General features: G+C 77.2%; 20 protein-coding genes, 1 tRNA gene and 1 other RNA gene. 11 read left to right on the forward strand and 11 right to left on the reverse strand.

Features of this window, described 5'->3' with window-relative positions; all coding sequences use genetic code 11:
* Positions 1-61: 61 nt before the first annotated feature.
* The 7 genes from ACFUMH_RS12285 to ACFUMH_RS12315 form a co-directional block, all read right to left on the reverse strand.
* On the reverse strand, positions 62-922 hold the full coding sequence (locus ACFUMH_RS12285; RefSeq protein WP_378205538.1) for an SDR family NAD(P)-dependent oxidoreductase: 861 nt from the start codon (positions 920-922) through the stop codon (positions 62-64).
* 77 nt (positions 923-999) lie between these two features.
* On the reverse strand, positions 1,000-1,470 hold the full coding sequence (locus tag ACFUMH_RS12290) for a GNAT family N-acetyltransferase (protein WP_378205542.1): 471 nt from the start codon (positions 1,468-1,470) through the stop codon (positions 1,000-1,002).
* Positions 1,471-1,513: 43 nt separating this feature from the next.
* Entirely contained in the window at positions 1,514-1,999 is a 486-nt protein-coding gene (locus ACFUMH_RS12295; protein WP_378205545.1) for a hypothetical protein, read from the reverse strand.
* A 64-nt stretch (positions 2,000-2,063) separates the two neighbouring features.
* Entirely contained in the window at positions 2,064-2,360 is a 297-nt protein-coding gene (locus ACFUMH_RS12300) for a DUF1905 domain-containing protein (protein WP_378205548.1), read from the reverse strand.
* 38 nt (positions 2,361-2,398) lie between these two features.
* Positions 2,399-3,499: a DNA glycosylase AlkZ-like family protein gene (locus ACFUMH_RS12305; protein WP_378205551.1), complete on the reverse strand. Its 1,101-nt coding sequence runs from the start codon at positions 3,497-3,499 to the stop codon at positions 2,399-2,401.
* 63 nt (positions 3,500-3,562) lie between these two features.
* Positions 3,563-4,210, reverse strand: a complete 648-nt coding sequence (locus tag ACFUMH_RS12310; protein ID WP_378205554.1) for an NADPH-dependent F420 reductase — start codon at positions 4,208-4,210, stop codon at positions 3,563-3,565.
* Positions 4,207-5,604, reverse strand: coding sequence for a glycosyltransferase (locus ACFUMH_RS12315; protein ID WP_378205557.1), 1,398 nt, complete (start codon positions 5,602-5,604; stop codon positions 4,207-4,209). The genes ACFUMH_RS12310 and ACFUMH_RS12315 overlap by 4 nt, the downstream gene beginning before the upstream one ends.
* Positions 5,605-5,711: 107 nt before the next feature.
* On the opposite strand from ACFUMH_RS12315, the gene ACFUMH_RS12320 reads away from it, so the two are divergent.
* Positions 5,712-6,377, forward strand: coding sequence for a TetR family transcriptional regulator (locus tag ACFUMH_RS12320; RefSeq protein ID WP_378205560.1), 666 nt, complete (start codon positions 5,712-5,714; stop codon positions 6,375-6,377).
* A gap of 21 nt (positions 6,378-6,398) precedes the next feature.
* Here ACFUMH_RS12320 and ACFUMH_RS12325 read toward each other — a convergent pair whose 3' ends face one another.
* Entirely contained in the window at positions 6,399-6,860 is a 462-nt protein-coding gene (locus tag ACFUMH_RS12325; protein WP_378205563.1) for a GNAT family N-acetyltransferase, read from the reverse strand.
* 181 nt (positions 6,861-7,041) lie between these two features.
* On the opposite strand from ACFUMH_RS12325, the gene ACFUMH_RS12330 reads away from it, so the two are divergent.
* Positions 7,042-8,901, forward strand: coding sequence for a M48 family metallopeptidase (locus ACFUMH_RS12330; RefSeq protein ID WP_378205566.1), 1,860 nt, complete (start codon positions 7,042-7,044; stop codon positions 8,899-8,901).
* A 29-nt stretch (positions 8,902-8,930) separates the two neighbouring features.
* Here the strand turns inward: ACFUMH_RS12330 and ACFUMH_RS12335 are convergent, their stop codons facing one another.
* Positions 8,931-9,434, reverse strand: a complete 504-nt coding sequence (locus ACFUMH_RS12335; RefSeq protein WP_378205569.1) for an Lrp/AsnC family transcriptional regulator — start codon at positions 9,432-9,434, stop codon at positions 8,931-8,933.
* Between the two features lie 108 nt (positions 9,435-9,542).
* Here ACFUMH_RS12335 and ACFUMH_RS12340 point away from each other — a divergent pair, with 108 nt between their 5' ends.
* Positions 9,543-10,109: a DUF2000 domain-containing protein gene (locus ACFUMH_RS12340; protein WP_378205572.1), complete on the forward strand. Its 567-nt coding sequence runs from the start codon at positions 9,543-9,545 to the stop codon at positions 10,107-10,109.
* Between the two features lie 134 nt (positions 10,110-10,243).
* On the opposite strand, the gene ACFUMH_RS12345 is transcribed toward ACFUMH_RS12340, so the two are convergent.
* Positions 10,244-10,714 (reverse strand): hypothetical protein, encoded by a 471-nt coding sequence (locus ACFUMH_RS12345; protein WP_378205575.1) that lies wholly within the window; start codon positions 10,712-10,714, stop codon positions 10,244-10,246.
* A 138-nt stretch (positions 10,715-10,852) separates the two neighbouring features.
* Positions 10,853-10,937: transfer RNA gene (locus tag ACFUMH_RS12350), tRNA-Ser, on the reverse strand.
* Between the two features lie 263 nt (positions 10,938-11,200).
* On the opposite strand from ACFUMH_RS12350, the gene ACFUMH_RS12355 reads away from it, so the two are divergent.
* From ACFUMH_RS12355 to ACFUMH_RS12390, 8 genes are all read left to right on the forward strand, one after another.
* Positions 11,201-13,090 carry an alkaline phosphatase gene (locus tag ACFUMH_RS12355; RefSeq protein ID WP_378205578.1) on the forward strand — a complete coding sequence of 630 codons (1,890 nt, stop codon included), beginning with the start codon at positions 11,201-11,203 and terminating at the stop codon, positions 13,088-13,090.
* A 135-nt stretch (positions 13,091-13,225) separates the two neighbouring features.
* Positions 13,226-14,398, forward strand: coding sequence for a hypothetical protein (locus tag ACFUMH_RS12360; RefSeq protein WP_378205581.1), 1,173 nt, complete (start codon positions 13,226-13,228; stop codon positions 14,396-14,398).
* Positions 14,399-14,594: 196 nt separating this feature from the next.
* Complete coding sequence (locus ACFUMH_RS12365; protein ID WP_378205596.1) at positions 14,595-15,332, forward strand: AAA family ATPase; 738 nt, start codon at positions 14,595-14,597, stop codon at positions 15,330-15,332.
* A 47-nt stretch (positions 15,333-15,379) separates the two neighbouring features.
* Positions 15,380-16,576 carry a hypothetical protein gene (locus ACFUMH_RS12370; protein ID WP_378205584.1) on the forward strand — a complete coding sequence of 399 codons (1,197 nt, stop codon included), beginning with the start codon at positions 15,380-15,382 and terminating at the stop codon, positions 16,574-16,576.
* An 89-nt stretch (positions 16,577-16,665) separates the two neighbouring features.
* Positions 16,666-16,762, forward strand: an RNA gene (ffs, locus tag ACFUMH_RS12375) — signal recognition particle sRNA small type.
* 186 nt (positions 16,763-16,948) lie between these two features.
* Positions 16,949-17,827: an ABC transporter ATP-binding protein gene (locus ACFUMH_RS12380; RefSeq protein WP_378205587.1), complete on the forward strand. Its 879-nt coding sequence runs from the start codon at positions 16,949-16,951 to the stop codon at positions 17,825-17,827.
* A complete protein-coding gene (locus ACFUMH_RS12385; protein ID WP_378205590.1) occupies positions 17,824-19,179 on the forward strand; it encodes an FtsX-like permease family protein in 1,356 nt (451 codons plus the stop codon). The genes ACFUMH_RS12380 and ACFUMH_RS12385 overlap by 4 nt, the downstream gene beginning before the upstream one ends.
* Positions 19,180-19,387: 208 nt before the next feature.
* Positions 19,388-20,952: DNA polymerase III subunit gamma and tau (locus ACFUMH_RS12390; RefSeq protein ID WP_378205593.1), on the forward strand; the 1,565-nt coding region annotated here is incomplete at its 3' end.

The raw sequence follows: 20,952 nt of genomic DNA on the forward strand, positions 1-20,952 counted from the left end.
CCACCCGGTGGGCGCGCGTCCGCGCCGGTCGGCCCGCGCCGGTCAACCCGCGCCGGTCGGGTCAGGCGACGAGCTGCTCGCTGCGCTCCCACAGGACCCGCGCGAGCTCCGGGTCGTCGGCGCGGCGGTCCACCCGCGCGATCCGGCCCGACGCCCAGTACTGGCCGGACGGCCAGTCGACACCGGGCCGGCCCGCGGCGAGGCGGACGAGGTCGCGCGCGCCGTCCTCGGGGGTGCGCAGCACGCGCTTGCCCAGCGACGAGCGGTAGAACCAGCCGAACACGTCCCGCGACGTGCCCGCGAAGCTCGTCGCGACGCCGCCGGGGTGCACCGCCGCGGACGCCAGCCCCTCGCGGTGGTACCGGCGGTGCAGCTCGCGCGTGAACAGGATGTTCGCGAGCTTGGCGTCGCCGTACGCGCGGAACGGCACGTACCGCAGCGTGTCCGCCGGGCCGCCCAGCACGCCCGCCCGGTCGACCGTCAGGCTGGACCGGTGGTGCGCGGCGCTGGACGTCGTCACGACCGCACCGCCGGCGGCCAGCAGCCGGTCGAGCAGCAGCCGCGTCAGCAGGAACGGCGCGAGGTGGTCCACCTGGAACGTCGTCTCGAGGCCGTCCGCGGTGACGACGTGCTCGGGGAACAGCCCACCCGCGTTGTTGACCAGCACGTCGATGCGCGGGTGGGCCGCGCGGAGCCGGTCGGCGAGGTCGCGCACCTGGTCGAGGTGCGCGAAGTCCGCGAGGTACGCCGGCGCGCCGATCTCGTCCGCCACCCGGTGGGTGCGGTCGGGGTCGCGGCCGACGACGACGACGTCGTGCCGACCGTCGGCGGCGAGCGCGCGGACCGCCGCGGCGCCGATGCCGTCGCTGGCGCCGGTGACGACGACCGTGCGCCGGACCGGGTGCTGCGCGTCGTCCGTCATGCTCGCTCCTCGCCGCTGCGTCGTCCGCACGCCGGGCGCGCCGTGCGGGGCCGCGCCGGGACGCGACCTCCGCGACGCTACGGAGCCGACGGCGGGCCCGCGACCCGGGCCGGGCGCACGAGCGCCGTCGCGTCCGGCGGCGCGAACCCGAACCGCTCGTACAGGCCGTGCGCGTCGGCGGTGAACAGCACCCAGCGCAGGTCGGCGCCGGGGCCGTCGTCGATCATCGTCCGGACGAGCCGCGTGCCGAGACCGTGGCCGCGGTGGGCGTCGAGCACGAACACGTCGGCCAGGTACGCGAACCGCACGCCGTCGGACACGGCCCGCGCGAAGCCCACCTGCGCGCCGTCGGGCGCGTACGCGCCGACCACCCGCCAGGCGGTGCGGACCTGCTCCTCGACCTCCGCGCGGCTCCGGTCGCGGCCCCAGTACGCCTCGCGGGACAGGAAGTCCCACACCACGTCCAGGTCGACCCGCGCCGGGTCGTCGTCGAGCACGTACCCGTCGCCCTCGGGGACCGGGCCGGTCGTCGCGTCCGCGGGCGGCACGGCGGGCTCCGTGACCTGGGCGCCCGGACGCGGGCTCGTCACGTCAGCGGACGGACGCGACGAGCCGCAGCCGCTCGCCGAGCGCCACGTCGTCGACGCGCGGGGCGACGCCCCGGCCGGCGGGAAGGAACGACGTGACCAGCGGGCCGAGCCGGTCGAGGTCGACGTCGACGAGCGTGGCACCGCCCTCCGACCGCGCGGTCGCGACGCCGGCCGGCAGCTTCGCGAGCTGACCGCGGACGGCGTCGGTCACGAACGACGACAGGTCCATCCGCAGCGTGGGGTGCTGCGCGACGACCGCCACCTGCCACGTGCGGCCCGTGACGCCGCGGTCCTCGACGCGCACGTCGACCGGGCCGGCGAGCCGCGTCGCCATCTTCACGGCGCCCGGCACGCCGGGCAGCTCGTGCACCGCGACGGTCGCCTGGACGGTGCTGCCGGTGGCACGCACGTCGCGCACGGCGGTGGGCAGGACCTGGGCGGCGCGGGCGAGGACGAGGGCCTCGTCGAGGGCGAGGGTGAGCTCCATGCGGGCCAGGCTACGGCGGGCCGGTGACAGGTACCGGTCGAACGGGGTCGAGCCGGGCGTCGGCTCAGACGTCGACGAGGCGCAGCGCGACGCGCACGGTGTCCCCGGCGTCGACGCCCGCGGCGGTGCGCACCGCCCGCTTGACCGGCAGCACGAACGTCCGGCGGCCCTTGTCGGGGAACAGCGACGTCCGCCACGTCGTGGGGCCGAGCGTCACCTCGACGCGCACGGACCCGAAGCCGCCCTGCCGGCCGCTCGTCAGCTCGTCCACCTCGTCCGCGACCGCGAACGGCACCTCGGCGAACACCCAGGACCCGTTCGGGACCTGGAACAGCGGGGCGTCGAACCGGAACTCGCTCACCCGCGGACGCTAGCGCGCGGGACCGACACGGCGGGCGGTCAACCTTCGTGCTGCAGCGGCCGGCCCAGCAGCCCGGCCAGCCGGGCGACCTCCTCCTCGACGGCGGCGACGGGAGCCGCCGGGACGTCGCCGACCCAGCGCGTCGTCACCGTGTCGCCGCGCAGCGCCCACGTGCCGGCCACGCGGCCGTCGACGACGACGAGGTCGGCGCCGCGGCTGACGTCGCCGCGCACCGCGGGCGGCACCACGGCGGCGTCCGCGGTGCCCGGGCCGAGCACCCACTGGTCGTGCCGCGGCAGCAGCCGCACGGCCGCGGACGGCGGCGTCGCGAGCAGGTCGTCCACGTCCTCGTCCAGAACCAGCCGCGGCTCGTCGTCGACCTCCACCCAGCGCACGTGCCCGCCGAGGCCGTCGAGCCAGCGGTTCAGGTCCGCGCGTCGGACGCCGAGCCCCTCGCCGAGCCAGTACCGCAGGTTCGCGTCGGACGCCGGGCCGTACGCGCGCAGGTACGTCTCGACCGCCTGCGGGCCGGCCTCCTCCACGTCGGGCAGGCCGGGCCAGCGGGGGTTCGCGCCGAGGAGCTGGAGGGTCAGGCGGCCGTCGCGCGACGGGCCGAGGCACACGTCGCCCTGCCACGCGAGCGGCTTGAGCAGCGTCGCCTGCGGGTCGGTGAGCGCCGGGCCCAGGTGCGCGAACCGCGGGTCGTCGGCCAGCGCGGACGCGAGCTCGGGGCGGGTCAGCGGCCCGTCGACGAGCGCGTCGCGGACGGCCGCGCGCAGCACGGGCCAGTCCGCGGGCTCGAGGCCGTAGTGGCTGCGCCAGCCGGGACGCTCCCACATGCGGCTCGACGCCCGCAGCGCCAGGTGCACGGCCGCCTGGTCGGGCGTCATGAGGTGCACCGCGCCGCGGAACGCGAACGTCCGCACCAGGCTGCCGTCGGCCAGCGCCCGGGCCACGTCGCCCCGCTGCGAGCGGCGCAGGCGCGTCCGCACGCCCAGCTCGGCGTGCGCGGGGTCGGCCTGCGCGGCGACGGCGCCGAGCGCGCCGACCACGCCCGCCGGCGTCGTCGCGCCGGGCGGGTCGAGCAGCTGGCGGCGCAGGCGCCACGCGAGCGCGCCGGACCGGGTGAGCGCGTCCATCCGACGGACGCTACCGGGCCGGTCCGACACGGGGTCGGACCGGCCGGTGGGGGAGGGACGTGCTCACATGTCGCGGTAGCGGCGGGCCGCGGCGAGGTCCGCGCGCAGCTCGTCGGCGGTGCGCCGCACGCCGTACCCGGGGGTGTCGCGCTGGATGCGCCAGCCCTCGGACAGGGGGCTCAGCTCGACGGCGTCGAAGCCGAACCGGTCGAGCAGCGCCACGACGCGCGCACGGGCGTCCGCGTCGTCCCCGGCGACGACGAGCGCGCGGCGTCCGGGCGTGCCCGTCGGGGCGCCGTCGGTCGTGAGCTCCGCGGCGAGGATGTGGTTGAACGCCTTGACGACGTGCGACTGCGGCAGGTGCCGCTGCAGCAGCTCGGCGGTGGTGGTCGACTCGTCGTCGAGCTCCGCGATCTGCCCGTCGCGCTGCGGGTAGTAGTTGTTCGTGTCGATCACGACCTTGCCGGCGAGCGGCTCGACCGGCACGGACCCGATCGCCTTGAGCGGGATCGTGACGACGACGAGGTCGCCCGCCTCCGCCGCCTCCTGCGCGGTGCCCGCACGCGCGCGGTCGCCCAGCTCCGCGACGAGGTCGACGAGGGTGTGCGGCCCCCGTGAGTTGCTCACCACGACGTCGAGGCCGTGCCGCACCGCGAGGCGGGCGAGCTGCGAGCCGATGTGTCCTGCGCCGATGAAACCGATGGTCGTCATGCGCCGTGCAACACCGGACCGGCGTCGGGGTGTTCCACCCCGCGGTCAGGACGTCGCGGGGCCGTCCCCGGCGCGGGTGCCCACCGGCGTCCGGCCAGGCCCTCGAGCGCAGCGTCGACCACCCCCCGCGCACCCGGCGACGCGGCGATCTCGGCGGCGAGGCGGCGGGCGGCGGCCCGGTACCGCGGGTCCGCGCGCACGGCCCGGACGGCGTCGGCCACCTCCGCGGGCGTCGGCCGGTTCCCGCGCAGCCGGATCCCGGCGCCGCTCCACGCGACGCGCGCGCCGACCTCCGCCTTGTCCTCCGTCCGTCCCGCCACGACGAGCGGGACGCCGTGCGCGAGCGCCCAGTGCACGCCGCCGTAGCCGCCGTTCGTCACCATGACGTCCGTGCGCGGGAGCAGCGCGGCGTACGGGACCATCTCGGCGGCGCGCACGTGGGCGGGGAGGGGACCGAGCCGGTCGACGGGGGTGCCGCCGGTCGCGGCGACGACGAGCACGTCGTCGTCCGCGAGCCCGTCGATCGTGGGGCGCAGCAGCTGACCGACGTCCTCGTTCGAGACCGTGCCCTGCGTGACGTGCACGACCGCGCGGCCGTCGAGGTCGCCCCACCACGCGGGCAGGTCCGCCGGGTCGACGGTCGTGCTGCCCGGTGCCGGCACGCTCGCCGGGCCGACGAGCCGGTGGTCCACGCGCAGGTGCGGCCGCGGGTACTCGAAGCCCGGCACGGTGAGCTGCACGACGACGTCCGCGGACGCCGGCCAGGCGGTGATGAACCCGGGCGGCGGGGTGTCGCCGCTCGCGCGCACCATCGCGCGCGACTCCGTCCGCACGACCCGCAGCAGCCCCTCCTCGAGCAGCAGGCGCAGGGCGCCGTCGCGGACGCGGCCGCGCAGGCCGGCCAGCGGCGCGAGGCCCGGGCCGAACGGCGGGACGCCGGGGTGGGGGAGGGACGAGGGCACGATGCCGACCGCGACGGTGCGGGGCCGCCGGTCGGCGGGCCGGGTCGTGACCGCGTAGGCGCCGAGGAACAGCGGCTCGAACAGCAGCACGCCCACGGTCGGGTCCAGCACGGCGTCGAGGGCCCGGGTCTGGGCGGCGCCGCGCCGCACGAAGTAGGTGAGCATGTCGTGGCGCAGCGCGGCGATGCCGGTGCGGTGCGCGCGGTCGGGGTCGTCCGTGAGCATCGTGCGCTCGTCGAAGACGGCGTCGGCCGGCAGGGGGACGAGCTCGGCGCCCGTGCGCTCGACCTGCGCCCGGAACCGGTCGCCCGTGAGGAAGCGGACGCGGTGGCCGGCGTCGACGAGCGCGCGGGCGACCGGCAGCAGCGGTGACACGTGCGCGTGGTTCGAGACGGCGGCGATGACGACGGTGCTCGGTGTGGTGGAGGCCATGTCGGTTCCTGTCGGAGGGCCCGGTGGGGCCGGCGGCGCTCGTCGGCCGGCCGCTGTAGCGTGTTCGGCAGCCCGTCGAGCATTTCATCACCCGGACAGGAGGGTCGATGGCCGCCGATGATACGTCGCGCCCGTACCGGTCCGCGATCCGCGCCGAGCAGGCCGCGACGACCCGGCGACGCGTGCTGCTCGCCGTCGCCGACGAGGTCACGGCCGTCGGCTACGACCGCGCGACGCTGCCGCGGATCGCCGCGCGTGCGGGCGTGTCCGTCGAGACCGTCAAGGCGCAGGGACCGAAGCGGGACCTGCTCGTGCGGGCCTTCGAGGTCGTCTTCGCCGGCGACGAGGGCGACCGCACGCTGGAGGAGCGGATCGCCGCGGCCGCGGTACCGGCCGACGACGTGCACGCGCTCCTGCGGGTCACCGGCACGGTCGTCGCCGACGCGTACGCGCGCTCCGTCCGGCTGTGGGAGGCGTTCGTCGCGGCGGCGCGCACCGACGCCGACGTGCAGGCCGCGTTCGACGCGATGCGCGCACGGCGGCGCGCGAGCGTGCGTGCGACGGTCGCGGAGCTCGCCCGGCGCGGGATGCCCGTCGCCGGGGACGTCGACGAGGTCGTCGACCAGGCGACGCTCGTCTACTCGCACGAGGCGTGGCGGCACCTCGTCGAGGACTGCGGGTGGAGCACCGAGCGCTACGTCGCGTGGGCCGTCGCGCTGGCCGTGGCGATGCTCACCGGGGGGCCGTACCCGACGCCCGTCCCGGCCGGCTGACGAGCGGCGCGCACCCGTGCGTCAGGCGGCCGGGCGCACCATCGTCACGTGCGGGATGCCGTCCTCGGAGTAGACGTCCGACGCGGCGGCGAAGCCGAAGCGCGCGTACCAGCCCTCCAGGTGCGCCTGCGCGTCCAGCACCTGCTCGCGCGGGCCCGCCGCCTCGACGGCCGCGCGCATGAGCCGGGACGCGAGCCCGACGTTCCGCGCCGACCGCGCGACGCACACGCGCCCGATCCGCGGCCGGGCCGGCGTGCCCGCGAGCGCGCCGTCCTCGAGCAGCCGCAGGTAGCCGACGACGCGGCCGGCACGCGTCGCGACGAGGTGCCGCGAGCCGGGCTCCAGGTCGCGCCCGTCGATCTCCGGGTAGGCGCACCGCTGCTCGACGACGAACACGTCGACGCGCAGGCGCAGCACGTCGTAGGCCTGGGCCGCCGTCAGGTCGTCCCAGGCGGACCAGGTGAGGGTGATGTCGTCGGCCACCGGCTGATGGTGCCACCCGGACGGGCCGGGCGGGTCGCTCGTCCACCGGTGGAGGGCGCGTGCCGGGTCGGCCGGGCGCCCGTCCGGATCTCACCTGTGGAACGCCCGCGCGGGGCCGTCCGGCGCCGCTACGCTCCCCGCGCACCCGCCGGCCGTGCGGGCTCTGGGAAGGGACCCGGGCATGCTCACCACGCTGCGCGCAGCACTCTCCGTCCTCATGCTGGCGGGCTTCTACGTCGTCGCCGGCGGGCTCGTCGGCGGGCTGCTGTGGCTGACGGTCCTCGCGTTCGGTGCGGGTGCCGAGGCGGGCGCGGCCAAGCTCGGGTTCGTCGCGCTCGTCGTGGTGGTCGCCCTCGTGCGGGCGCTGTGGCTGGTCGCGCGGGCCCGCCCGGAGCCCGAGCCCGGCGTGGAGCTGTCGCCCGCCGCCGCCCCCGAGCTCTGGGCCGCCGTGCGCGAGCTGGCCGGTGTCGCGGACACGCGGGTGCCGGACGAGATCCGGCTCGTGCCCGAGGTCAACGCGGCCGTCTCCGAGGACGCGCGCCTGCTCGGGCTGGTCGGCGGGCGGCGTCGGCTCTACCTCGGGGTGCCGCTCGTGCAGGCGCTCGACGTCGCGCAGCTGCGCTCGGTGCTCGCGCACGAGCTCGGCCACTACTCGCGCAGCCACACGCGGCTCGGCCCGGTCGCGTACCGCGGTCGTGCGGTCGTGCTCGCGACCGTGCAGCAGCTGTCCGGAGTGGTCGGCTGGGTGCTCGGCGGGTACGCGCGGCTCTACCTGCTCGTGTCCGCGTCGGTGAGCCGCCGGCAGGAGCTGGAGGCCGACGAGCTCTCCGTGCGCGTCGCGGGGCGCGCGGTGGCGCAGGCGACGCTGCGCGAGCTGCCCGTGGTCGACACCGCGTGGTCCTTCTACACCGGCACGTACCTCGCCGCCGGGTGGGAGTCGGGGCTGGCGCCCACCGCCCGAGGGTTCTTCGGCGGGTTCGGCGAGCTGCTCGCCGCCCGCGGGTCCGAGCTCGCCGCCGTGCGGTCCGAGGCGCCGCCCGAGGACCAGTCGGTGTGGGACAGCCACCCGTCCGTCGCGGCGCGCGTCGCGGCGATGGAGCGCATGCCGTCCGCCGACGTCCCGCGCGACACCCGGCCGGCGACGGTGCTCGTCCCCGGCTTCGCCGACGCCGCGACGGCCGTCGCCGAGCACACCGTGCGGTTCGAGGACCGCGCCCGCCTCGAGTGGGACGAGCTCACCGCGCGGTCGGTCGGCGTCGAGCAGCAGCGCACCGCGGACTCGGTGCACCGGGCCGTCGCGCGGCTCACCGGTGCGCCGCGCGGGACGCTCGGCACGGTGCTCGACCTCGTCGCCGCGGGCCGGGGCGACGAGCTCACGCGCGAGCTCGGGTTCACCGCCGCCGACGGCGACGACGAGCCGCCGCTGCACATGGTGCTGCGGGTCGTCCTGCGGGCGGGAGCCGCGCAGTCCGGCGCCGCCCGGTGGCGGCACTCGTGGGCCGGGCCGGCCGAGCTCGTCGGCCGCGACGGGACGCCGTTCCCCACGGACGACGTCCTCCCGCTCGCCACCGCACCCGGCGGTGCCCACGCCGCGCGCACGCGGCTCGCCGCGCTCGGCGTCGACGCCGACGCCGTCGGGCAGGTCGGGGCGCGCGCCACCGCCCACGGCGGCGACGTCCTCGGCGGCATCGCGAACATGCAGGTCGGCAAGGCCCCGCACGACGTCGTCGTCCTCGACAACGGGCTGCTGCTCGTGCCGTGCCCGAAGAAGACCGAGGGCGGCAAGGACCGCATCGCGGCGCTGCTCGCGTCCGCGTCCGTGGTCGAGCTCGCGCGGCAGCACCGCTTCGTGCCCTTCGAGGACGTCGCGTCGGCGGCGGTGCTCAAGCGGGTGCCGGTCCGGGTGTCCTTCACGCTGCACGACGGGACGGTGCTCGAGCTCAAGGAGCTGTGGTCGGGCGAGCGGCTGACGAAGGACAGCGACGACCTGCTGGTCGGTGCGGCCGAGCAGTTCGCGCCCGCGGGCGCCGGGGCCCGCTGAGGCGTCCGGGGAGGGGCCGCGTGCGCGGCTCAGCGGCTGCGGCCGCGCCCCGTCCGACGCGCGGAGGCACGCGTCGGCGGCGCCACCACCGGGTTGCGCAGGTGCTCGTAGACGACGGACGTGCGGACGTCGGCGACCTCCGGCCGCTCCGTGAGCCGGTCGATCACGAACGCGTACAGGTGGTCGTTGTCGGGCACGGCGACGTGCACGAGGAAGTCGTCGCCGCCGCTCGTCACGAACACGCCGAGCGTCTCCGGCAGGGCCGCGACCCACGTGCGGAACGCCTCGATGACCCGCCGCGACGGGGGCCGGATGCGCACGGCGACGAGCGCCTGCACCGGCCGGCCGATCGCCGCGAGGTCGACGTCGAGGATCGCGCCCCGGATCACGCCCCGCTCGCGCAGGGCCCGCGTCCGGTCGAGCGCGGTGGTCGGGGGGACGCCCACCGCGGCCGCGACGTCGCGGTTGGTGCGCCGTGCGTCGACCTGCATCTCGCGCAGGATCGCCGTATCGAGATCGTCCAGCTCGACCATTCCGCCCCCTCGACCGTACGTCGTACGGATTGCCACAACGTTGACCGTTCCGGTGCCTATTGTGCACGCCTCAGGACGTCACGGTGTCGAGGAGTGAGGGAGACGGGCGTGCAGCAGACGGCCACGCAGGAAGCGGGCGAGCACGAGATGGGTGAGCGGGGGACGGGCGTGCAGGCAACGGGTCGGCAGCGGACCGGCGAACCGGGGACGGCGGGACGTGTCGGGTTCACGCCCGACGAGGTCCGCACCGGCGAGCCGACCCGCGCCGCGCGGCTCAAGTGGGTCGTCGTGGTGGACGAGTCGATGCCCGCCGGCCGGGCGGTCAACGCCGCGGTGTGCGTGAGCGCCGCGACCGCCGCTGGCGTGGACGGGCTGCTCGGCCCGGACGCCGTCGACGCCACGGGGTCGGCGCACCCCGGCCTGCCGTGGGCGGGCTGCGCGGTGCTGGCCGCACCCGCGGACCGGCTCGCCGCGATCCGCGCACGGGCGGCGGCGTCGCCGGGCGTCTTCGTCGCCGACATGCCGGTCGCCGCGCAGGCGACCCGCGTCTACGACGAGTACCTCGACGCGGTGGCCGGTGCGCCCGCCGACGCGCTCGCGTACCACGCGGTCAGCATCGTGGGCCCGCGCAACCGGGTCGACAAGATCGTCGGCCGGCTGCCGCTGCTGGCGTGAGCAGGCCACCGAGCACCGAGTGCGGCACCTCGCACCGAGTGCGGCAGGTGCAGCACCCGCGCTCGGTGCGACCTACCGCGCTCGGCGGTGGGTGCCGCGGTCGGCGCGGCGTCCGGACGTGTGGGTGCGGGCCGTCAGCTGCAGTTGTCGCAGACGCCCGTGGCCGGCAGCGCCTGGAAGCAGGTGGGGCAGATGGCGAGCGGACGCTCCTCGCGGGCGGGGGTGCGGGTCGCGCGCGGGGTCGTCGTGCGGGGCGTCGTCGTGCGCGGCGCCTTCGGGGCCGACGACCGGGGCGCGCGGGCCGGTGCCGCGGCGGGTGCGGCCGCCGCGTACGGGTCGGTCACCTCGAACCCGCGCCGACGCAGCAGGGCCACCGCGGCGTCCATGCCGTGGAAGTCGTCGGACGTCGCCATGCGGCCGGTCGCGAACCGGTGCGCGACGCCGAGGACCGCGCGGGCGTCGTACTCGCGGCCCTCGTGCAGGATCGCGTAGGCGGGCGCGGGCTCGAACCCGTACAGCGCGAGGAACTGCTCCCCGCCGCGGTCGTCGTACTCCGCGATCGCCTGGAGGACGTGCTGCTGGGTCACGGAGGAGAACGTCGCCACGGTCGTCCAGCCTACGGCGGTCGCCGCGGGCCGGACGACGTCCGCGGCCGCGACCGGGTGCGGCACGGCGCTGCGGCCGGGCGCAGCACGACGCAGGGCCCGTCCCGCATCGCTGCGGTGACGGGCCCTGCGTGCCGGCGGAGGATGGGGGATTCGAACCCCCGAGGGCTTGCACCCAACACGCTTTCCAAGCGTGCGCCATAGGCCACTAGGCGAATCCTCCTGGCGGCGGCAGCCGATCGGGACCGACGAGCCGCGCGGAGAGTCTACCGGAGCCGACAGCCGTGCCGTACCGCGTCGGCGCGGGCTGGTCACGGCCGGGACCGGCCGGCCCGCCGTGCCGCATCGGGCGGATGCGGCGAACCGGACCGACGGGAACAGGTCGTGCGGAGAGCACCGCACCGTCATGAGTCGTTCAACCTCGCTGGCGAGGGTCGTACGCGGCCGGGACACCCCCGGCCGTCCACGATCCGTAGAGGACCACAGATGCGCCGCAGCAGGACCCCTGCCCGCCGCGCCGGGATCGCAGCCGCGACCCTGGCCACGTCCGCCCTCGTCGTCGTCCCCGCCGCCGCGGCGACCGCGAACCCCGAGGCGCCCGCCGGCGCCCCGAAGAACGTCATCGTGCTCATCGGTGACGGCATGGGCTACAACACGGTCGACCTCGCCAGCGCGTACCAGCACGGCACGACGTTCCACCAGGTCGTCGTGAACCCGGACTCGGGCTCGATCACCCCGGTCCCGGGCACGCCGTCGCAGGTGTTCCAGCAGTTCCCGGTCCAGGTCGGGCAGTCGAACCACTCCGCGAACGGCCGCGCCGAGTACGACCCGCAGGCCGCGTGGGGCGACTTCGACTGGATCAAGGAGGGGGCGACCGACTCGGCCGCCGCCGCCACCGCGCTCGCGACGGGCGTCAAGACGAACAACGGCGTGCTCGGCATCGCCCCCGACGGCACCGTGCTCGAGAACCTCACGCAGCGCGCCGACCGGCTCGGCAAGGCGACGGGCGTCGTCTCGTCGGTGCCGTTCAGCCACGCGACGCCGGCCGGGTACGCCGCGCACAACGCGAACCGCAACGACCTCGCGGGTGTCACGCACGAGTACCTCGAGGCGGACTACCTCGACGTCGTCATCGGTGCCGGGCACCCGTACTACGACGACAGCCACGAGCTGCTGACGACGCCGAGCTTCGGCTACGTCTCCCAGTCCGACTGGCAGCGCCTGCAGGACGGGCAGACGGGCTTCACGCTGCTCGAGGAGAAGGCGCAGTTCGAGGCGCTCGCGGCCGGCACCGACGTGCCGGAGCGCGTGTTCGGCGCCGTGCAGGTCGGCTCGACGCTGCAGCAGGGCCGCTCGACGGTCGGCGAGACGCCGTTCGCCGGGCAGATGAACGACGTCCCGGACCTGCCGACGCTCACGCAGGGCGCCCTCAACGTGCTCGAGCGCGAGGAGGACGGCTTCTTCGTCATGGTCGAGGGCGGCGCGATCGACTGGGCCGGCCACGCGAACTCCGACGTCACGACCATCGAGGAGACCGTCGACTTCAACCGCGCGGTCGACACGGCCGTGCAGTGGGTCGAGGAGAACAGCAGCTGGGACGAGACGCTGATGATCGTCACGGCCGACCACGAGACCGGCTACCTCGCCGGCGCGGGTGCCGACCCGACGTGGACCAGCCTCGTGCCGGGCGCGGCCGAGCAGGTCGCCGGCCACTCGTGGCACTCGGGCAACCACACGAACCAGCTGGTCCCGGTCTACGCCCAGGGCCCGGGTGCGGACGCCATCGCGGCCCGCGCCACCGGCACCGACCCGGTGCGCGGCGCGTACCTCGACAACACCGACCTCGCGAACGTCTTCCTCGACGAGCTGTGGGACTACGTGCCCAGCGAGGAGACGGACGGCATCGAGGTGACGGCCACGCTGCCGGAGCAGGCCCCGGCCGGCAGCCTCGCGCTCACCGTCGCGCAGGACGCGCTCGACCTCGGCGAGGCCGACAACCTCGGCGACCGGCTGCGGCTGCAGGCCGCGCTGCCGACCGTCGCGGTGACGGACTCGCGCGCCGACGCGGCGGGCTGGTCGGTCTCGGGCCAGTCCACCGACCTGGTGTCCGACGGTGCGCGCCTGCGCGCCGGTCACCTCGGCTGGGACCCGGTCGTGCTCACGCAGCGCGACGGCGTCACGCCCGGTGACGACGTCGAGGGCGTTCTCGACGGCGGGACGGGCCTCGCGGTGCCGGCGGCGCTCGCGACGGCCGAGGGCGAGGGTCGCACGGGCCGGACCGAGCTGTCGGCGGACGTGCGTCTCGACGTCCCGGTCGACGCGAAGGCCGGCACGTACCGCGGCACGCTCACCGTCAGCCTCTTCGCCCGCGACTGACGACGCCGGACCCACCCGCGCCGGCGGGGGGACCGCGCGTCCTCCCGCCGGCGCGACCGCACCGCCACCGCCACCGCCACCGCACCGCCACGCGCGCCCGCCCACCCGCCGGGCGCCGCCCTCGAGAGGACCTCCGTGCTCCACGCCCGCACCCGCGCCGCGCTCGGCGCAGCCGTCGTGCTCGTCGCCGGCCTCGCGGCCGCGCCCGCCGCGGCCGCGCCCCTGCTCGCGGCACCTGTGCTCCCGGCACCGGTCGCCGCCGGCCCGGTCGCCGCCGGTCTCGCCGACCCCGACGCGCCCACCGCCGTCCCCACGCACGACCCCGCGCTCGACGTCGACCGCGGCGGCGTGGGCGACCCGCAGGTCGCGACGACGACGTGGTCGCTCGTGCCCGCGACCGCCGACGGCCCCGACGGGCGCGTCTCGCTGCGCCACGAGCTCGACCCCGGCGCGCAGGTCACCGAGCACCTCGCACTCGCCAACCACACCGACACGCCGCAGACGTTCACGCTCGCTGCCGGCGACGGCGTCGTCACCGCCGCCGGGGAGTTCGACCTGCCGCCGACCGGGACCGCGCCGACGGCGGCGGGGGCCTGGCTCGACGTGCCGCGGAGCGTCGAGGTCGGGCCGCGCGGCACGGTCGTCGTGCCCGTCACGCTGACCGTCCCCGCCGACGCCCGTCCCGGTGACCACCCCGCGGGCGTCGTCGCGTCGCTGGCCACGCCGGTCGAGGGGGTGGACGGCACGCGTGTCGTGCTCGACTCGCGGGTGGGCGTCCGGCTGCACCTGCGCGTCACCGGCGACGTGGTCGCCGGCCTGGCCGTCGGCGACGTCGCCGCACGGTACGTGCCGTCGTGGAACCCCTTCGCGCCGGGCGCCGTCGAGGTGTCCTACGTGCTGGAGAACACCGGCGACGTGCGCCTCGGCGCGACGGGCGCCGTGTCGGTCGACCCGTGGCTCGGCGGCGCGACGACGGCGGACGGCGACCCCGTGCGCGAGGTGCTGCCCGGCGGCTCGGTGGCGCGCTCGGTCGTGCTCGACGGGGTGTGGCCGGGCGTGCGCGCGGCCGTGGACGTGGGCGCCGAGCCGCTCGTCGTGGGGGACGACGTCGTGCCGGGGGTCCCCGCGGCCGCGGCGGCGACGGCCGCCGTGTGGACGCCGCCGCTCGCGCAGGTCGGGCTGCTGCTCGTGCTGCTCGGGGTGGTGCTCGCGGTGCGCGCGGCGCGCCGCCGCTCCGCCGCCCGCGTCGCGCGCGCCGTGGCCGAGGCGCGCGCCGAGGCCCTCGCGGCGGGCCCGGTCACGGGCTGACCGCGCGGCGGGCGCGGGACCTCCCGCTCGCCGACGCGGCCCGTGGGCGCTCGAACGGGACCTGGAGCGTGCACCGGGCCGCTCGTCCGCGCACCGGAACCCGTTCGGGAGGGGTCGGCCGGGGCGCGTGCGTGTCGGACGCGTGTGGTGGGGTGGTCACGTGGCGGGACGTCCGACGGCCGGCGTGGCCGGGAGCATGCGCAGCGCGCTGCCCGTCGTGCGCGTCGAGGCGGCCCCGGACGACGAGGGGCCGACCGGCCACGACTGGTTCCGGGACGTGCCGGCCGTCGCGCAGGTGCTCGCGCAGGGATGGGACCTGTCCGCCGCGACCGTCCTCGTCGGCGACAACGGCGCCGGCAAGTCGACCCTCGTCGAGGGCGTCGCCGGCGCGTTCGGCATGGGCCCGGAGGGCGGGGCGATCGGCTCGCGCCACAGCACCCGGCGCACGGAGTCGGGCCTCGCGGACCGGTTGCGCCTGCTGCGGGGCGTCGGCTCACCGCGCCGCGGGTTCTTCCTGCGGGCCGAGACGATGCACTCGTTCTACACGTACCTCGAGGAGAACCCGGGCGGCCGCCCGTCGTCGAACCCCGAGCCGCAGTTGCACGCGATGTCGCACGGGGAGTCGTTCCTCACGCTCGTCGGCGACCGGATGATGCTCCCGGGCCTCTACGTCCTCGACGAGCCGGAGTCGGCGCTGTCGTTCACCGGCTGCCTCGCGCTGCTCCAGCACCTGCACGACCTCGTGCGCAGCGGCTCGCAGGTGCTCCTGTCGACGCACTCGCCCCTGCTCGCGGCGCTGCCGGGCGCGACGGTGTGGGAGATCGGCGACCACGGCCTGCGCCGCAGCGCGTGGGACGACCTGGAGCTCGTGCGGCGCTGGCGCGGGTTCCTCGACGCGCCCGACCGCTACCTGCGCCACGTCCTGGACGGCTGACCGGCCGGACCGGACGAACCGGACGCGAGTGGGTAGCGTGAGGCGGCATGGACCAGACCGCTCCTCCCTCCGGCGCCGCGCCCTACGCCCGCCCCGAGCCGTGGCCGATCGACGAGTGGCGTGAGCCCGCGATCGGCACCGCCATCGCCGCGCTGACGCTGCCCGCGGTGACGAGCGCCCTCGTCGGCCTGCTGGTGCTCGCGGTGCAGGGGCGCGCGTCGTGGCTCCTGGTGACCCTGTCCGCGCTGGTCACCGCCGTGATCGGGGTGCTCGCCGCCGCCGTGGCGTTCCGGCGCCGCGACCGTCGGCCGGTGCGGCTGCTCGCGGCGGTCGCCGCGGCGTGGGGCGTCGCGACGCTCGTCGCGGGCGTCGTCGTCGGCCTCGAGCTCGAGACGTCCGAGCGCGTCCCGCTCGCCGTGATGCTCGTCGTGGGCGGCGCGTGGACCGTCGTGCTCGGCCTGCTGCTGTGGCTCGCGTGGCGGCTGCTGCCCCCCGGGGCGTCGGACGTGCCCGGCCCGACGCCGTCCGGGGACGGCGACGGGACGGCCGCCGACGCGCCGACGACGACCGGCACCGCCGGTGGCACGCCCACCGGTGCCGCGCCGCGGTCCGCGACGGGACGCGCACCCGGCGTCACGTCCCCCGGCCCCGCAAGCACGGACGACGCCACCGGCGCCCCCACGCGGGCGTCGGCCGGCGAGCCCGCGGACGTCGGCGCGGACCTCGACGCCGGCACGGACGCCGACCAGGCGGCCCTCGCCGACTGGCCCGAGTGGGGGACTGGCCGCGACGCCGCCGCACGCGAGCCGGGCGCCGGTGCGACGCGCGCGACGTCGGCCGGGGCGCAGCCCGTCGCGACGTCGGCCCCTGCGACGTCGGCCCCTGCGACGTCCGCCCCTGCCACGTCGGCCGCTGCCACGCCCGCCCCTGCCACGTCCGTCCCGGACGAGCCGCCCGCCGCACCGGCGCCCACACAGCTGGCGACGCCGCGGCGCACCGCGTCCTCCGCGACGCCGCCGCCGACGTCGGTCGACGACACGATGGTCGTCGACGGCCCGCTCCTGGACGAGGACGGCTTCGAGGTGCCCGAGCCGCCCACGCCCACGCCGCCGCGGCGCAGCGTCTCGTCGCCGGCGGTGCGGGGACGGCGCAGCGGCTCGGGCGACCGCCCGACGCAGCGCCTCTCCGGCCGGGACCCCGAGGCCGGCCCGCCCACGCAGCGCATGCCGCACGTCGACCGCTGACGCGCCGGTAGGCCGGGCCGTCACGCGCGCAGGCATCCACCCGCTGACCGCGCGTGCCCGGCAGCCGCCCGGGCTGCGTTAGGCTGGGTGCAGACCCCTCGTACGGCGTCACCCCGCTGAACCCCCCCAGGGCCGGAAGGCAGCAAGGGCAGGCGGGCTCTGGCGGGTGTGCGGGGGGTCCTTGCATGCCCGGACCCATGCGCGGAGTCATGCCCGGAGTCATGCCCGGGAGTCGGGCCCGGCCCGTCCACGGGCGGACCTCCCGTCGTCCCGCCGTCGGCCCCGCCGTCCACCCCCGGTGGGACGCCGGCCGCGCGAGGTCGCGACCTCGGTCCCACGCCGCGCCCCCACCGCGGGGCGCACGATCGAGGCATGACCGCGACACCCCCTCCGCTCACCCCGCCGCCCGGCGTCGGCGCGCCGGCCGCACCCCTCGCCGCCGCGCCCCTCGCCGCCGCGCCCCCGGCCACCCTCCCGGCCGGCGCACCCACCACCTCCGCCTGGTCCGGCGACGTCCCGCGCCTCGCCGCGCGCGGCCTGGTCAAGCGCTTCGGCGGGACGACCGCCCTCGCGGGCGTCGACGTCGCGATCCCGGACGGCGGGTCGCTCGCGGTGATGGGGCCGTCGGGCTCCGGCAAGTCGACGCTGCTGCACTGCCTGGCGGGCATCCACCAGCCGGACGCGGGCGTCGTGGCGCTGCGCGGGCGGGAGATCCAGGGCCTGTCCGAGAAGGAGCGCTCGCTGCTGCGCCGCAGCCAGTACGGGTTCGTGTTCCAGTTCGGCCAGCTGCTGTCGGAGCTGTCGGCGCTCGAGAACGTGGCGCTGCCGGCGATGCTCACGGGCGCGTCGCGCGTCGAGGCGGAGACGGCGGCGCAGCAGTGGCTGGGCGCGCTCGGCCTGGCCGGCACGGAGGGGCGTCGCCCGGGCGAGCTGTCCGGCGGCCAGGCGCAGCGGGTCGCGGTCGCGCGGGCGCTGATCACGCGGCCGGACGTCGTGTTCGCCGACGAGCCCACCGGGTCCCTCGACCAGAGCACCGGCCACGACGTCATGCGGGTGCTGGTGGAGAGCACGCGGGCGGTCGGGGCCTCCCTCGTCGTCGTCACGCACGACGCCCAGGTCGCCGCGTGGTGCGACGCGCGCATCGACATGCTCGACGGGCGCGTGGTGCCGGCCGGCACGACGACCGGTGCGGGCGTCGGCCCGCGCGAGGGCGAGCTCGAGGCCATCCGGGCCGGGGCGGTGTCGCGATGAACCCCGTCCTGGCGCTGGCGCCGCGGCTGCAGCGGGCGAGCGGGCACGACGGGCGCACGACGACGGCGCTCGCGGTCACCGCGTTCGGCGTCGCGACGGCCCTCGCGCTGAGCGTCCTCGGCGGCCTGCTCGGCTTCATGGACCGCGCCGCGCACCCCGCCGATGCGTACCAGCGCGAGTACGGGTCGTTCTACGTCACGCTCGCCACGACGGCCGCGATCCTGCTGCTCGTGCCGGTGGTCACGCTCGCCGGCGCCGCCGCGCGCCTGGGCGTCTCCCGGCGCGACGCCCGCCTCGCGAGCCTGCGGCTGCTCGGCGCGACGCCGCGCGAGGTCGTCGGCCTCACGGTCGTCGAGACCGCGCTGCAGGGGCTGGTCGGGGCCGTCGCGGGCTCCGCGCTGTACGGGGTGCTGCTGCTCGTGTGGTCGCAGGTCGCGTTCCAGGGGGAGCCGTTCACGGTCGGGGAGCTGTGGGTCGGGGTGCCGGTGCTGCTGCTGACGTGGCTGGCGGTGCCGGCCGTCGCCGCGGTGAGCGGCATGGTGTCGCTGCGGCGGGTCGTCGTGTCGCCGCTGGGCGTGGCGCAGCGCGTGCAGCGGCCGGGCATGCGCGTCGTCCGGCTGCTCGTGGCGCTCGTCGGGCTGGGCGTGTTCATGGTGCTGTCCGCGCTGGGCGGTGCGCTCGGGGCGGCGCTCGTCGCGTTCCTCATGGGCGGCCTGCTGGCGGCCTTCGCGACGATGAACGCGGTCGGGCCGTGGATCGTCGGGCGGATCGGCCGCATCCAGCTGAAGCGCGCCCGCACGCCGGCGCAGCTGCTCGCCGCCCGGCGCCTGCTCGACGACCCGCGGGCCGTGTGGCGCGTCGTCGGCGGCCTGGGCCTGGCGTCGTACGTCGCGGGGTGCCTCGCCGTCGTCCCGGTGCTGACCGCCGGCGCCGGGGACGACCCCGACATGGTGATGCAGATGGGCGACATCCTCACCGGCGCGCTGCTGACGCTGGCGATCGCGTTCCTGCTCGCCGCCGCGTCGGCGGGCATCGCGCAGGCTGCGCAGGTGCTCGACCGGCGGCGCGAGTACGCGCTGGCGACGCTCGCGGGGGTGCCCGGCGAGCTCTTCGACCAGGTGCGCCGGCGGGAGGTGCTGGTGCCGGTCGTGTACGTCTCGGCGGGGTCGGCGCTGGCCGCGCTCGTCATGTTCTTCCCGCTGTTCGGGTACGCGGCGATCACCGCGCCGCAGGGGCTGCTGCTCCTGCTCGGCAGCCTGACCGTCGGGTGCGCGCTCGTGCTCGCCGCGACGGAGTCGGCGCGGCCGCTGCTGCGCCGGGTGCTGGCGGACACGGTGGTGCGTGCGGACTGACGGGTCACCTGGTGGGACGGCGTCGGGACGAGCCAGTGGTCGTGCGGCGTCCGGGCCACCGGTGGCGGCGCGATCGCGGGCTCGGGAGGCGGTCGTCCCGGGTGCCGGACGCGGGCCGGTCGGGCGGCGGACGGGTCGGGACGGTGCCGTCCACAGCCGTGACGTCGGCGCTTGTCCCCGTGTGGGTGGCGGCACGTAGGGTCCTCCCGTGACGACAGCCCTGTACCGGCGCTACCGGCCCGAGTCCTTCGCGGAGGTCATCGGGCAGGACCACGTCACGGCGCCCCTGCGCCAGGCCCTGCGCTCGGGCCAGAGCAACCACGCGTACCTCTTCTCGGGCCCGCGCGGCTGCGGCAAGACGACGAGCGCGCGCATCCTCGCGCGCTGCCTCAACTGCGCCGAGGGCCCCACCGACACCCCCTGCGGCGTGTGCCCGTCGTGCGTCGAGCTCGCGCGCGGCGGCCCCGGCAGCCTCGACGTGGTGGAGATCGACGCGGCCAGCCACGGCGGTGTCGACGACGCCCGCGAGCTGCGCGAGCGCGCGACGTTCGCCCCCGCGCGCGACCGGTACAAGGTGTTCATCCTCGACGAGGCGCACATGGTCTCGCCGCAGGGCTTCAACGCGCTGCTGAAGATCGTCGAGGAGCCGCCGCCGCACGTGAAGTTCGTGTTCGCGACGACCGAGCCCGACAAGGTCATCGGCACCATCCGCTCGCGCACGCACCACTACCCGTTCCGGCTGGTCCCGCCGGACGTCCTCGTGCCGTACCTCGAGCGACTCTGCGCCACCGAGGGGGTCCCGGTCGGCGCCGGGGTGCTGTCGCTCGTCGTCCGCGCGGGCGCCGGGTCGGTCCGCGACACCCTGTCCGTGCTCGACCAGCTCGTGGCCGGCGCCGGCGAGCAGGGCATCGACTACGAGGGCGCGGTCGCGCTGCTCGGGTACACGCACGGCTCGCTGCTCGACGACCTCGTCGACGCGGTCGCGGCGCGCGACGGCGCGTCCGCGTTCCGGGTGGTCGAGCGCGTGATCGCGACCGGCCACGAGCCGCGGCGCTTCGTCGAGGACCTGCTCGAGCGGCTGCGCGACCTCATCGTCATCGCGGCGTCCGGCGAGGCCGCCGGCGCCGTGCTGCGCGACCTGCCGGCCGACCAGATGGAGCGGATGCGCGCGCAGGCCACGCACCTGGGCATGTCGGAGCTGTCGCGGTCGGCGGACCTCGCGAACGCGGCGCTCACCGAGATGGTCGGCGCGACGTCGCCGCGGCTGCACCTCGAGCTGCTCATGGCGCGCCTGCTGCTGCCCGCGGCCGACGACTCCCGCACCGGGCTCGGTGCGCGCCTCGACCGCCTCGAGCGCGGCCTGCCGGCGGGTGCGCCCGCCGTGCCGGACGTGCCGGCGGTCGTGCCCGCGCACGCCGGCGCGCCGACGACCGGACGCGCGGCTGCTCAGGTCGCGCAGGTGCCGGTCGCGCAGGTGCCGGTGGCGGACGTGCCGCCGGCTGCGGCGCGCGCCGAGGCGTCCGGTCGGCTCCCCGCGGTGGCGCCCGTCGGTGGGGACACCGCGGCTCCCCGGGAGACCGTCGTCGCGGCCGAGCGCCCGGCGTCCGTCGGTGGCGACGCCGCCGGTCGCGGCACGGCGGGCGACGACGCGCGCGCCGGGTCGGCGGGCGACGACGCGCGCGCCGGGTCGGCCGGCGACGACGCCCGGACCGTCGTGGCGGGCGACGCCTCGGGTCGCGCGACGGCGGACGAGGGCGCCGCCCGGGGTGGTGC

Origin of the sequence: Cellulomonas sp. NPDC057328 (assembly GCF_042667215.1) — a bacterium.
In the GTDB taxonomy this organism is placed as follows: Bacteria; Actinomycetota; Actinomycetes; order Actinomycetales; family Cellulomonadaceae; genus Cellulomonas.